Origin of the sequence: Muriicola sp. SD30 (assembly GCF_041205185.1) — a bacterium.
Classification (GTDB): domain Bacteria; phylum Bacteroidota; class Bacteroidia; order Flavobacteriales; family Flavobacteriaceae; genus Muriicola.
Genome location: NZ_JBGEWB010000002.1, coordinates 315477 through 328391 on the forward strand (window position 1 = coordinate 315477; position 12915 = coordinate 328391).

Consider the following 12915-nt stretch of genomic DNA (forward strand, 5'->3'; position numbering starts at 1 on the left):
TCTATTAATATCCCATTCCACTATCCATTGCCCGTTTTGCGGCCTGCTCCAATGTTTTTCTTATCAATTTTAGTGAGGCATTTGAAACAAGTTCCGCTGCCTTGCCAGCTATGGCCAATCCCTTGGCAGATTCCAACTGTTTGTTGAGCGCTATGCCGTGTGAAAGTTGTTTGGTCAAGTTTCCGCCCGACATCGAACGGTGTACCTCACTTCCCTTGAAATTGTGCCCCTTGTGCTCGAACCGAAACCCCTGAAGCTTTCCCGCCTTGTTGATGCTTGGGATGACCTGAACCTTTCTTTCCCCCATGGCCCTCATGTAGTCCAATAAGGTTTTTGGCCGTTCCTTGTCCATGACCTGGTCGTGGATGCGCTTGATGCCCTGACGGATGTTAGAAGTCTCCATTTCCTTTTCTAGCTGCACCATTTTCACCGTGGTAAGCCCCTTTTCCATGGCAACCTTTTCGGCCATCTGTTGGCTACGTTTTCCGATGAAACTGTCCTTGTAGGCTTTGCCATCAAAACCGATACGGTTTGCGTAAAGGTGTACATGGGTATGGGCCTTGTCCCGGTGTACAAAGGCTATGGCCTGCCTGTCCTGTAGATTCATCTTTTCCAAAAAGCTTTTGGTCAGTTCTCCCAGCTCTTTGTTCGAAAGGTCCTTACCATCTTCTTTGGTGGGACTGAGCACAAAGCTCAGAGTGTTCTTTTGGCAACGGGGGTTCATCTCCTGCACCAATTTGAACTCCTCGGTCACCTGTTTGGCAGTTTCCCCGGCCAGGTTCTGGCTGTGGACTACCTCGGCCCCTTTTTCCTGGTTCCAGCCATATCCCATGGACTGGCCCGTGTGCGCTATGGATTTTCCCTTGCCGATCATTTCCCAAAATTGTAAAGGTGCTTCCGTATCTCCTCGGCCAATAGTTCCACTTCCTTGGCCAATAAGGGATTCCTGTTTCTGAACATATTTCCTATTCGGGTAAAGTTGTTCTTGTACTGAATTAATGTTCGATAGCATTCCAATTGTTCTTCCGTTAATCGCTCGATAACGCTATTGCCAAAAGCGGAGCTCCTGCAATATTCAGATAGGGAAATGCCTGCCCTTTTTGCCCTTTTTTTGAGCAGTTTCTTCTCGTAGATGGAGCATCGGAATTTGATGTAGTCTCTTTTCATTTTATTTTTTCTTTGCAACCATCGGGAGCAAAGCAAGATTGTTTTTGTGGCAACAAAAACACATCTTGAATTCCCTGCCCAATACATTCCTTAGTTACCCCTATCAACCATTCGTTCATATCCTTAAAACCATCATATAGATGGGAATTGTCATTGGTATTATGCGATTGTTTCAATAATAATCCTGTCTTTTCTTTTCCTATTCCGTCATTGTCCAGAAAGAGGTCGATTTGGTCATAATATTTGAATTGTACCAAAGCCTTTTCAATGAATGCCGTAGAGTTCAAAATCAAAAAATCATGAGTGCCTTGAATGTTCGGTATGAGCTCCAACAGGGAAAGCATATCGAACATCCCCTCCGTGATAATCAATTTCTTGTGGCCGTTCTTGAAAATGGATATGGTCTTCGGGGACGTCGAATTTTTCCAGTACTTGTTCCGCAGTTCCCAACCTCCGTCAACATTCTCCAGACCAATGGCAAAATAAGTCTTGCCCTTGGTTCGATAGTGTACCTCCTTGCAGAGCTTTTGTGCCGTTTCCAAAGAAATGTATCTGGATTTCAGGTATTGCCTCAATGCAGCATGTCTGATTTTAGTGGTTCTGATAATCTTGATTTTGCTTCCATCGCTATCCGGAAGCTGTATGGATGGCAGCTGGTGAAAAGAAAAAGAGGGATTCTGTGTGGAAAGCAGCTTAAGTGCCTTACTGACAGTGCAGTTTTCCAATTGGCAAACGACATCAATGATATTTCCCCCGATGCCTTCCCCATGGTCGTACCAGCGGTTGATTTTTTTGTTGACCTTAAAGGAGGCTTGTGTCTCTGACCGGAACGGACTCAGATACCAAGCTTCTTTTTCCGTTTCCCGGACTGGAAAGTGCCCGGCCCTGGCCAGCGTAGTGATCAGGCAAAGGGTACGGGCTCTTTCGCAGTCCATTCTTTCTTTTTTCATAAGCGATTGTATTTGTATAGAATTTTGATGATTTGATGACAAATTATTGTCAGCCATTGTTTTCACTGGGCTTAAAGGCATCATCATTTTTTCATCGTCTCATCGTTTTTTATTTATTGTTCCTTTTTTCTGTCATCATTTTTTATTTTGATGAAAGAGTGATGACAAAGTGATGACAGCCGCAACGTTTGCCATCATTGACCTTAACTCATTCCATCATCGTTTCATCAAAATTTTGGTTCAGAAATTTCTTCTCGATTGTAAAGTACCTACCCTTGGCATCTTGCATATTGATTTCCCCATTGTTCCAGATAACAATCCGTTGGTAGCTGTTCGAGTTTTTTTGATTTTCGAGTTTCCAGTCTTTTTTTAGCAACCGCCTTAGTTGGGTCATGTCGGTTTTTACTCTCGTTTTGCTTAACAGACTTAGGGCATCCATGGGGCAGATGTCGATGGACTCCAGTTCAAACTTGTCCATGGCGCTCAGTAGGATACTGGCCAGTTCCTTTTCGACGCGGTTGCGATTATGCTGCACCAAAAGTTTCAGTGCTGGAGTGTGCAATTGTTTTGGGGTAAACCACATTCGGGTTGCTTGCTCTGAATAGAGTTTCCGATTGTTCAAAAAATGAAGGAAGGCCGGAATCTCAACTACCAAACGATCCAGAAAATCGGTTTCTTCCTTTTTGAGCGGAAAGATCTTTCGGACCCAGAACCGTGTCTCGTTCCCATCAATTTTGATGAAGTTATACTCATTGTTGCTGCAGAGAATAAATTTACCAAAGAACTCGACTTCGCGTTTGTCCTTGCCTTTTGCCTCCAACATACTCCGGTTTGTGGTGCTCAGGTATTTAATACGTTCGGTCAGCTCCTCCTTATTGAACAGGACTTCATCAATACAGATGAGCAATCTGTTTGCCCAATCCGAATTGAACTGGCTGCCAAAACTATCATTGGTCAGGTAGGTCAGATTATTTCCGAATACTTCTTTCAACCATTTCAGGAAGGAGCTCTTACCGGTGCTTCTTTCTTTGGATACTAAGCACAAGATTGGTAATATCTGGGTTGGTCTGGTGTATAGTAATTGAAGATAATCTAACCCAAGCTCTATTTGCTTTCCGAAAATGTGTTCCAAGAATTTCTTGGTGGTGCCTATTTGTCCCTCTAAAGGGGAATGTTCCAAAGGGAAATAGATATTGTAGAAACCATGATGCTCTTTTTTGAAGTCGAGATGGTTGGGTATGCAGGCAAAGCCATCATATTTAGGAACTGTACTCAAAAAATCTTTTCCATGATCTTGTTTGATGGTATGCTCATTCCATACGACCAATTGCTCATTGAAATGCCCAGAAATAGAGGGGCTTTTGACCAATTTGTAGTAGGTAGTGCCGACCCGTATGTATTGAACTGTTGTCATATTGCGGGTTATTTTGAAGTTGTTCTTCTTAAATGTGGATTTCTTTTAGCATATTCCAACAACTCCCTTTTTGAGTAAAAGGGGGAATCTCCAATTTGGTAATAAGGAATTTTATTCTGCTTTTTCCATTTAATCAAACATTGTTCTGATTTGCCTAGAAATTGCGCTGCTTCCTTTTGTGTTAAGCGGTCTTCCTCTGACAGAAGCGGTGATTCATGAATTAATGAAGTTTTTTGAAGTCTTTTTATGACCAGCTCAATGGTGTTTTCTAAATCCTTCTTTGTGAAGCCGTATAGTATAGGGTTTGACATAGTTTAGTATTTTACGTGAAACAATGTTTTTCACTGCTAAACTAGATTCATGAGTGTTTCAAATTCTATTACCAACAATAGTTGGTAACGGAGAAACTATGTTTGTCTTTGGCCAAAAGACTATGCAAGAAATATTCTTTACGAAGTTGGTAAGTATTTATCAATTATTGAGTTCACTTTTCTGATGGTATCCTGGTGCAGATTCTTTTTATAGGCAAAACCTTCTGAAAAATTTCGGCGGATAGTTTCAGATGATAAAAGGCAATTGTCAATAAAAATTTCAAGAATGTCTGCCATCTTCAAATCCGAATTGAGCCTTTTATCATTTATGATGACATTGCGCTCCAGTAAGTAGCGAAGTAAGGCGATAAATTCTTTGATTTCATCCTTGGTCAAATCCATTGTGTAGGCCCTAAAAATATTTTGACAGTTGTATTTTGTGGCATCATAACCCTTGAAGCCTCCAAAAACTGCCGAAAAGCGCACCGCTTTAAAATTGTTTAGGTTTTCTCTCGCATACCCATCTAAGATTAGGGCAAATTGCTTTTGGGTAATCATTGGGTTTAGGATTATCCGATATTTAAGATTAACCTCACTAACGGTTTTATTTACATCAAGAATATCCCCCTTTAAACCCTTGGCATCAAGCGTCACCCCGTTGTTCACAATGTTTATGTTCTTGACTATTGCTTGCTTGATACCATCGATATTGTTGAGAATGGATGCTTCTGTTGCATACTTGGAGGTAATAAAAAAAGCTCGTTCAAATGGGGTTCTGTAATTGAGGTAATCACGAATCCATCCAGACTTTTTAAGTCTTTGGGAAACCTCACTTTTAAATCGATGATAGTCTAGCTCTGATACGAGAGATTTCTTAAAAGAATCAGAGTTCAGTTCGTTTAGAAGGATGCGTTGCCATTTCGGACTGTTCTCAAATTGTTTGACAAACTTCTCTAGATTTAGGTCTTTGGAGATGATTGATTCCAAAACATATTGGTAAAACAGTTTCTTTTCCTTCTCTCTGAATAGTTTAAAGGTAGCGGTGTAAAAGTTGGAGTATTTGATATTATTGAAGTTAAGAGGCAAAACTTTAATTCCTTTTAGGTAAAGCCAATTGACAAATGTTATTGTCAAAACCAATATTAAAACCAAAATGCTTATGAAAGGTCGCGCATCTAGCAGATGTTTGACCTGTGCTTGTAGGATTAGCCAAGAAATACCTACCCCCATGGATGGTAAGATGAATAATAATACGAATTCGTTTAAGGTCAATAGGCGAAAAAGAAGATAATTATAGTATGATTTCATTGTTGTTTTGCTTAATGGGTCAATTCCAAAAGATCCCAGGTATTTTCCATTTCTTTCTTTTTAAAACTTTCCGATACATCAACATATCTCTTGAATGACCTTTCGTCACTATGATTTGATATTTCTTTGATGACCGCTTCTTTCATCCCCAGCATAAGACTCACCGTAATAAATGTTTTTCGGGCTGTGTGACTTGTAATGAGTTTGTATTTGGGATAGGTCTTGTCAATACGCTTTTGACCAATATATCGGGTAATCGTAGTTGGCGAGTCAATTTTTGCCCTACAACAACAAGTCTTGATGTGTTCGTTTAATTTTTGATTTGAGAATAATGGCAATGGTTCGTAAATGGTGTCCCTATATCGCTGTAAAATTTCTTGGCTGTATTTATTGAGAGGGATGGTTTGGTCCATTTTGCGGGTCTTGACGATATTGATTTTAAGATAGTCTTCGAAAATATTTGAAGATTGTAATTGTTTAATATCACTGTATCGAAGCCCTGTAAAACAACCAAAGCAATAGAAATCCCGTACTCGGCTAAGCTTTTTAGTGTGAAACTTAAAGTTATAAAGGCGCATGAGTTCCTCCATGGTGAGACATATGACCTCTATTTTATCTTCTGTGCGCTTGAACTTCTTGTATTCCAGATTTTGATGATACCCTCGTTCAAAAGACCAATTCATGTATGTTTTTAAAATGGCGATGAGTTTTCCAAAGTAGTTGTTTAGTGTGTCTCTTTCTTCGAAACAATAGTCACGGAACTTCTCATAGAATTCCATATTGATGGTATCGAAATGGAGTGAGTAAGAAGAGAAGGTTTGAAATTGTCTCAAGAAACCTTTGACCGTCTTGTATTTTTTAACGGTTCCCAGTGCTTTTGTTGTGCGGCTAGTTTCAATGAATTCAGAAAAACTTTCGAAGAATTGAGGGGCAAGGGCGTTTTCCCTGAAAGTCTTATCTGCTATTTTTTGCTCGAAAAGTGCTTTTGAGGGAGTAATATGGTTTAGATGGAAATATCTGAAAATGGTGTGGACTCTATCGGCGAACTCATCGAGTTGCTGGTTGTATTCGACATGATTGTTGTATGGCTCAACTTTGGTATTTGGTTTTATTCTTTCTTTTTTCCAATGTTTTGGAAGTACCTTAACACCATTAATATTTTTACGCACACGGTTACCATTGAAAGTGATAATCGCACGAACTGGTGAACTACCGTCTTTGTTTTTCTTGTCCTGTCTTATAACAAAGGTTAATTGCATTTAATGCTGTTTAGCTTCATTTGTATTCATTTCTATAAAACTATGTAAAAAGGGGGGCAAAATAGGGGGCAAATTGTATCAAAAAAAATGATAAAAGCTGTTAACCAATATTCACCTAAACCCTTATATGCTCTAAGTTAAGCAATTATACAATACTAAATACAGCTAATAGAAAAAAAGGGTTCAGGTGGGGCCACACTCTAAACTCTTTACTTCTTAAACGGCGACGCATCCATATGTTCCAAAATGGACTTTTTGGCTATGTACAAGGCAATAACAAGGGTTACGATGCCAACGATCCAAATGCCTTTTACCAACTCCATAAATAAGAAATAGTCATATAAGGCATGAATTAGTACGGGGATTAGAATTGATAAAAGGATATACACTAATTGACCCTTCCTCTTGCTTTTGGCCTAGCCCAAATAATAACCCATAATCACTGCAAATACAAAATGTGCCGGTACGGCGGTGACCATTCTTAGTATAGCAAGGGATGCCGCATCTGGTTTTTGTGCCCGGGGTGGTACGCATATTTACTTTCCAGACACAGTCCTTATTTGGAATCCTAGAATGAATAGAGATTAATCGCTTATTTTACACAATATATATAGCACATGGCATTGCATATGAATCTTAAAGAATACGAAGAGAAGAAAAAGACACTTCGGCTTTCATGTGAATGTGGTTGGGAGGGAAATGCAAGTGAAGCCTATGGAGAACTTCATGAGGCCGTACTTGATTTTGAATGCCCTAAGTGCAATAATATGCTGCTGATTGTTAATCTTATCGTGGATCCTGAGAAATATTTTAATTGGAAAAAGAAGAAAAAATAGACATACAATTCGGACACGCAAAAATTTACCAGAGATTAAATAACAGTCATTCATTGGGCGATACCCGCAGCATCATAACAGAATTTAATTTTCCATTTGTTGGATGGTAAAATAAAGAACTCGACTATAGTCATCCACCCAATCAATCTCATGCTCTGCATCATATTTGATGTCTATTAAATGTAGTCTATCTGGTGAATTACTATTCTCCTGCAAGAACGCAATATACTTACCGGCCGCTGAGGGTGAAATTAAATAGTCTTTAAAACCAATAATCATTAGGCTGCTGGGATATTCGGTTTTTGTCTTCAGATTAGTTACCGGATCCATTGCAAGGAGATTCTTAAAGCTTTCCTTATTTTTTATCGTGCCAAACTCATACAAAATATCAGTATCATCTAATTCTTCGATATACTCCGTGCGAAGCAAATTCAAATTGGGAATAAAGCCGGTAAAAACCCTGTATAAATCCGGACGTTCATTGACTGCCATGCCACCTGCAATTGCTCCTGCACTGTTTACATTTAAACTCAACATATCTTTTTTGACCAGATTATTTTGAATTAAATATTCACTACAGGCAATAAGATCTTTCCATGAATTCGGCTTTTTCTCCATTTTACCTTCCTCATGCCATTTGGGCCCCTTCTCTCCGCCGCCCCTGACATGGGCCGTAGCATAAATATTACCCTGATTGACAAAAGCAGCAATAGGGGAATGAAACCATGGACTTTCAGGAAAACCATAGGCTCCATAGGCCGTAATAATACCTTTCGCGCTGCCATCGAAAGCATGGTCTTTCCTTCTCACAATACTTAAAGGAACTTTAGTTCCGTCATGTGAAGTAACTTCTACTACTTCACTAATTATTTCGCTAAACTCGGGGTAATCTGGCCACATGCCCAGCTCCAGGAAGTCAAAACTTTTATCCGAATTTAAGTAGAAAGTTTTTGGATTGGAGGTCCAACCATAGAGCGTAACCCAAATATCATCAAGGTAAGGAGATCTATAGTCAAACCCTATATCACCAGGAGAAAAGGGTAATAGTATTTCTTCTGTCTTTTTTGTCAAAGGATCGTATGAATACAATTCCTCTGAAATTCCATCAGAACTAAGTCCAAAATAGACTTTACTCTTCGTTACTTTAAAATCACTCACTTGAAGACTCCCATTTCCGCGAAATACAATCTCCGGGTTTTTAAAATCCGGTCTTTTAAGGTCGACAAAACATAGCTCAGTATTTCCATCGTGCACTCTTTTAAAGTAGTACTTGTGATTCAATTCGGTACCATAGCTGTACAGTACTTTGTCTTCCGGACTAAACAAATGCTTCCAGTTAAAAACACCCTTTTTATAATCTTCTATGGGCAAGTAATAGCAATCCCAATGATCTGCAGCATTACCTTCATAAATGAACAGGTAATTACTTTGCTCAGATCGGATTCCTGGAACCGGGTAGAACTCAGGGTTTAGGTTAATTTCATTCAAACCGTTTTTATAAATCGGTTTTGGGTCTGCATTTAAATTATCTATACAGTACTGGACGGTATAGCTGTTTCTATCGTTTACATCATCTCCACTGTTGGGATATAAAATATAGAGAATACAATTGTTGTCAGTTGACCATACGATAGCGCCCGCTTTATTCGGCTTTGCATTTGTCAAGGTTTTTCCCAATTGCTTTTTCGAAGCAACATCGAGAATTATGATTTCATCGAAGAACATTTCCGGCTTCCCCATTGCGACAGCCACAAATTCTCCATTGTAAGAGGGTTCATAGAATGAAATTTCATATTCTCCGTCTTTATAAGTAGAAGAATCAAAAATTAAGTTATCAGTGCTATCATCATTTCTATAATACAATAGCTCTGAATTCTCTTTGGAAACGGCATCCCGGAAAAAGGTCAGTCCGGATTCATTAAATTTTAATCTACCTGCAGGATGCGATTCTCTATTCTCCAGTTCAGTGTGCCGATTAAGCAATACTTCATATTCAGGGTTCTGAAAGTAATTCTCGGCAAGAGAATCCTGACGTTTAAACCAATTACTCACAACGGGATTTTCGATATTTTCCAGGTTGGAAAATTCGTTGGTATAGGTGATCCCAAATTCAGTGACATCAATCTTCTCATTCTCAATTATTGGGTATTCAACCACGGCCTTTTCACTACAGGAAAGCTGAATTAAGGAGAACAGGATACACCAATAAAACCCAATCTTTTTGAACCAACTAAAAATCCCTAAGGATGATTTAGGGATTTTCAAGTTTTGGCAATTAAAAAAGGATGTTATTAATGTTTCCAAGTTAAAAGACGAATTTATTTTTTTGGTTTCTTTACTTTACTCTAATCACTAGGAGCGTCATCTTCTCCTTAATTTATTATATAAGTGAAATATATAAATTTTAGAGAGGGTTTACTACTATATACATTGCATTCAGCGTTTAAATCTGTATATTTTTGAATACTAATAAATCAAAATGCCCAAAAGCAACAACTCCAGATCCTGGATAGACATTTTAACGGAGCTTGTAGAGCTCTTTTTTAAAAGCTCCCGCCAGAGCAAACGAGGAAGGACATGGCACCAGCATGTAGTTCCTTATAAGGATGGCTGGGCTGTAAGGCGGGAGGGGAATAAACGCATCACCTCAAAACACCGGCGGCAGGATACGGCCATCAGAAAGGCAAAACGCCTGGCCAGAAAACGCAAGGCCGATGTCATCATCCACAGAGCGGATGGAAGCATACGCGACCGGATTAACTACGATTAATAACGGGCTGAAAAGCCGTAAAATGAACCTGATAAATATCATATCATTTACGTATATGACCCGCTACATTTACTCCCTATAATCATAAACAGTAATAAACAGTATTTATGAATACAGCATTAAAGCTCCCCCTTGTTGCATGGGAGAACGGCATAGTGATCATTGGTGTTTTTGCGGTGGTGGTTATCCTCATTATCGTAGTGGTCATGAATATGATGAGCAAGGGAAAGAAGAAGGAATAGAAAAACTTCTCTGGCCTCTAAATATGAAAGCATCATAACTAACCCTGGCTAAAACCTGCCATTTTCCTGTTGATCTTTCCTATAAGCAGGATGCTTGTGAAATTTGGTTTTTCACTCCTATTTTAATATCCCCTCCCAGGGTTGTACAAACTCCCTTCCTGGGCAGTAACTGATTCCGTACAGCTTCCCATCCAACAGATATCCCGAATGATAGTATTCATAGGTATTATCCCGTGTAGTAAAGGCAAAATACAGCACCTCCCAGTTGCGGTTGAGTTTGGCATCCTCCAGTGGACTACCGTAAAAATACCCTTGAAAAGTGTTGCCTGATACGGCCGTGACCTCAAAAGGCTGCAGATAGGGATCGGCATCAGCAGAAGGCCTGAGGTCGATCTGCCAGTTTCCTTTGATAGTTTGTATTTCCTCAGTTGCTAAAGCATAATTAAGGCATTGGTCAAGATAGAAATCGAAGACCTCTTCAACCTCTCTTAATTCCTTGTTTTCCAAGGCTACTATCAAGGAGCGGCAGTCTCCGAAATATTCTTTTAGTCGTTCCCTTTTCAGGCCAAATATCCCCTGGGTAACCCGTACCATTTCCCTTTCCCCCTCCAGGTGGAACAGAGGAAAATTGTCTACAAAGTTATTGTCGTCATCAATGAATTCCAGCAGGTAATAGGCTAAAGGTCCATCCCTCCTTATAAGTCGGAGAAACACATTTTCTGCATTCGGATCCAAATAATACCGGAACTTAAAAAATGCAGACTCTTCCCTTAGGGGCAGGGATTCATACACCCGTCCACCGGCGCGATAACCCAGGATTTCTCCCGGACGATATTTTTGCCTGGAAGACCGGCCCTCAGGGATAAAGCGGATACGGCTATACATTTCCACAAAGGGCTCTGAAGAGCGGTCCTTTACCTGCCCCCGCAGTGTGTCACCCTCCAGGCTAATGATATAGCCGGGTTCATAGCCTTTTTTCTGGGCATGGAGAGTGCCAAGGAAGGAGATAATCAGAAGTGGTAAAACGAAACGAAGCTGTAAAGTCATATCGGTGGTTTTGCTCTTTAGCATCAAAGATATTGCCAAATATTTAAGTACATTAGGTGGTGTTATAACCAGCCACCAATTATGATCAAGTTTTTTAGGCGTATAAGACAAAAACTCCTTTCCGAAAATAAGGTTTCTAAATACCTCCTTTACGCTATCGGGGAGATCTTTCTGGTGGTTGTCGGGATTCTGATCGCTCTATCCATCAATAATTGGAATGAAAAACGGATCACCAATGAGAAAGAACAGCACGCCTTGCTGGAAATTAAGTCGGACTTGGAGCACAATATCAACAGGTTGAACTACATCATCTCCGATCCGGAAGAAGGGATAGAAAGTATCATGGAAACCATCGATATTGTTGTATTTAATTTGGAAGAATCCAGAGTCTATAATGATTCCATGGCACAACATTTTATAAGGCTTTTCAACTACCCTGATATCGCCTTAAAGTCGAGCGGATACGAGTCCCTCACTTCAATGGGCATGGATCTTATATCTGATCATCATCTCCGATCGGAAATAGGCATTTTATACACGTATCAGATTCCTTTAGTAAAGCTCGCTTTCAGGGAAGTTCGAGATGATTTTTATCATTATATGCTCGATTATCTGAATGGATATTTTGTGAGTCGTTTGGATGAAAATGGCAGGGCCATACGCTTACCCGTAAATTATGATGAACTTATCAATAACCGACAATTCATAGAATCTCTTAAGAACTATAAGTACGTATATGATTATTTTATCAGGGAATCCAAGATCACATTAAATGAGTGTAAGGCACTACTTCAGGAAATTGAAAAGGAAATTAAAGTACAATGATTAAGTTTTTCAGGCGAATCCGCCAACAATTGCTAACCGATAATAAATTCAGTAAATACCTCCTCTATGCTATTGGGGAAATCCTATTGGTAGTCATCGGAATCCTGATCGCCCTGCAGATCAACAATAACAATGAGGCACGAAAACAACGGGCTCAGGAATTACACTATCTGAAAAACCTAAGAACCGACCTGATCCTGAATATTTCAGAACTAGACAGGTACATTTCAACTAGGAATTCAAGGATAGAATCTGCCAATTACGTGCTGGAGCATTTTGAAGGGAAACCCCTGACCGACCTGAATGCCTTTGCGTTTCATACCACCAATATCTATATCTGGCAAAAATTTACCCAGCAGGATAACACCTTCCAGGAATTAGTCAATTCGGGGAACCTGGCCCTGATTTCCAATGACAGTATTAAAAACGGCTTACTCAACCTGCAGGCCCTCTACAAGAAACTAAAGAACGAAGAGGAACACTTCCGCTACGATGCGGAGATCTTGCTTTACGAGCCCTCCTATGCTGTACTCGACCTGAATCCCATCGTTAAAAACTTTACCTATCAGGTTACCGAAGGGAAGACGGGGGAGAATGTGGAACTTTCCAGGGAGAATTACGAGGCCATGCTAAAAGACCTGAAACAGAAAAACGGCTTTGTGATGGCCGTTTATGAATTCTCAGTCATGAATGGGCAGTTTAATGCGATGAAGACCATGTGTGAGAACATAATTTCCCTGATCGACATGGAAATAGAGGCGGAAGATGAGTAGCAAAGAAACGGGC

15 protein-coding genes are annotated in these 12915 nt (G+C 39.9%); 5 read left to right on the forward strand and 10 right to left on the reverse strand.

Features of this window, described 5'->3' with window-relative positions; translation table 11 throughout:
- Positions 1-4 precede the first annotated feature (4 nt).
- From AB8P51_RS06425 to AB8P51_RS06460, 8 genes are all read right to left on the reverse strand, one after another.
- A complete protein-coding gene (locus tag AB8P51_RS06425) occupies positions 5-874 on the reverse strand; it encodes a relaxase/mobilization nuclease domain-containing protein (RefSeq protein ID WP_369747964.1) in 870 nt (289 codons plus the stop codon).
- The gene (gene mbpA / locus AB8P51_RS06430; RefSeq protein ID WP_369747965.1) at positions 871-1167 is read right to left on the reverse strand and encodes a mobilization protein MbpA; all 297 of its coding nucleotides are present in this window, start codon (positions 1165-1167) and stop codon (positions 871-873) included. The genes AB8P51_RS06425 and mbpA overlap by 4 nt, the downstream gene beginning before the upstream one ends.
- Positions 1164-2117 (reverse strand): toprim domain-containing protein, encoded by a 954-nt coding sequence (locus AB8P51_RS06435; protein WP_369747966.1) that lies wholly within the window; start codon positions 2115-2117, stop codon positions 1164-1166. Before AB8P51_RS06435 ends, mbpA begins: the two co-directional genes overlap by 4 nt.
- A gap of 208 nt (positions 2118-2325) precedes the next feature.
- Complete coding sequence (locus tag AB8P51_RS06440; protein ID WP_369747967.1) at positions 2326-3531, reverse strand: primase-helicase family protein; 1206 nt, start codon at positions 3529-3531, stop codon at positions 2326-2328.
- Between the two features lie 8 nt (positions 3532-3539).
- Positions 3540-3842 carry a helix-turn-helix domain-containing protein gene (locus tag AB8P51_RS06445; RefSeq protein ID WP_369747968.1) on the reverse strand — a complete coding sequence of 101 codons (303 nt, stop codon included), beginning with the start codon at positions 3840-3842 and terminating at the stop codon, positions 3540-3542.
- Between the two features lie 138 nt (positions 3843-3980).
- Positions 3981-4829, reverse strand: coding sequence for a hypothetical protein (locus tag AB8P51_RS06450; RefSeq protein WP_369747969.1), 849 nt, complete (start codon positions 4827-4829; stop codon positions 3981-3983).
- Positions 4830-5161: 332 nt separating this feature from the next.
- Positions 5162-6409 carry a tyrosine-type recombinase/integrase gene (locus AB8P51_RS06455; protein WP_369747970.1) on the reverse strand — a complete coding sequence of 416 codons (1248 nt, stop codon included), beginning with the start codon at positions 6407-6409 and terminating at the stop codon, positions 5162-5164.
- A 416-nt stretch (positions 6410-6825) separates the two neighbouring features.
- Complete coding sequence (locus tag AB8P51_RS06460) at positions 6826-6945, reverse strand: PrsW family glutamic-type intramembrane protease (RefSeq protein ID WP_369748481.1); 120 nt, start codon at positions 6943-6945, stop codon at positions 6826-6828.
- Positions 6946-7026: 81 nt separating this feature from the next.
- On the opposite strand from AB8P51_RS06460, the gene AB8P51_RS06465 reads away from it, so the two are divergent.
- Positions 7027-7245: a hypothetical protein gene (locus AB8P51_RS06465; protein WP_369747971.1), complete on the forward strand. Its 219-nt coding sequence runs from the start codon at positions 7027-7029 to the stop codon at positions 7243-7245.
- A gap of 84 nt (positions 7246-7329) precedes the next feature.
- Here AB8P51_RS06465 and AB8P51_RS06470 read toward each other — a convergent pair whose 3' ends face one another.
- Positions 7330-9510 carry a prolyl oligopeptidase family serine peptidase gene (locus AB8P51_RS06470; protein ID WP_369747972.1) on the reverse strand — a complete coding sequence of 727 codons (2181 nt, stop codon included), beginning with the start codon at positions 9508-9510 and terminating at the stop codon, positions 7330-7332.
- 214 nt (positions 9511-9724) lie between these two features.
- Between AB8P51_RS06470 and AB8P51_RS06475 the strand changes: the two genes are divergently transcribed.
- The gene (locus tag AB8P51_RS06475) at positions 9725-10015 is read left to right on the forward strand and encodes a DUF2188 domain-containing protein (RefSeq protein ID WP_369747973.1); all 291 of its coding nucleotides are present in this window, start codon (positions 9725-9727) and stop codon (positions 10013-10015) included.
- 107 nt (positions 10016-10122) lie between these two features.
- Positions 10123-10257, forward strand: a complete 135-nt coding sequence (locus tag AB8P51_RS06480) for a hypothetical protein (RefSeq protein WP_369747974.1) — start codon at positions 10123-10125, stop codon at positions 10255-10257.
- Positions 10258-10374: 117 nt separating this feature from the next.
- On the opposite strand, the gene AB8P51_RS06485 is transcribed toward AB8P51_RS06480, so the two are convergent.
- A complete protein-coding gene (locus tag AB8P51_RS06485; protein ID WP_369747975.1) occupies positions 10375-11304 on the reverse strand; it encodes a hypothetical protein in 930 nt (309 codons plus the stop codon).
- 81 nt (positions 11305-11385) lie between these two features.
- On the opposite strand from AB8P51_RS06485, the gene AB8P51_RS06490 reads away from it, so the two are divergent.
- The gene (locus tag AB8P51_RS06490) at positions 11386-12129 is read left to right on the forward strand and encodes a DUF6090 family protein (protein WP_369747976.1); all 744 of its coding nucleotides are present in this window, start codon (positions 11386-11388) and stop codon (positions 12127-12129) included.
- Positions 12126-12902 carry a DUF6090 family protein gene (locus tag AB8P51_RS06495; RefSeq protein ID WP_369747977.1) on the forward strand — a complete coding sequence of 259 codons (777 nt, stop codon included), beginning with the start codon at positions 12126-12128 and terminating at the stop codon, positions 12900-12902. Before AB8P51_RS06490 ends, AB8P51_RS06495 begins: the two co-directional genes overlap by 4 nt.
- The last annotated feature ends 13 nt before the right edge of the window (positions 12903-12915 follow it).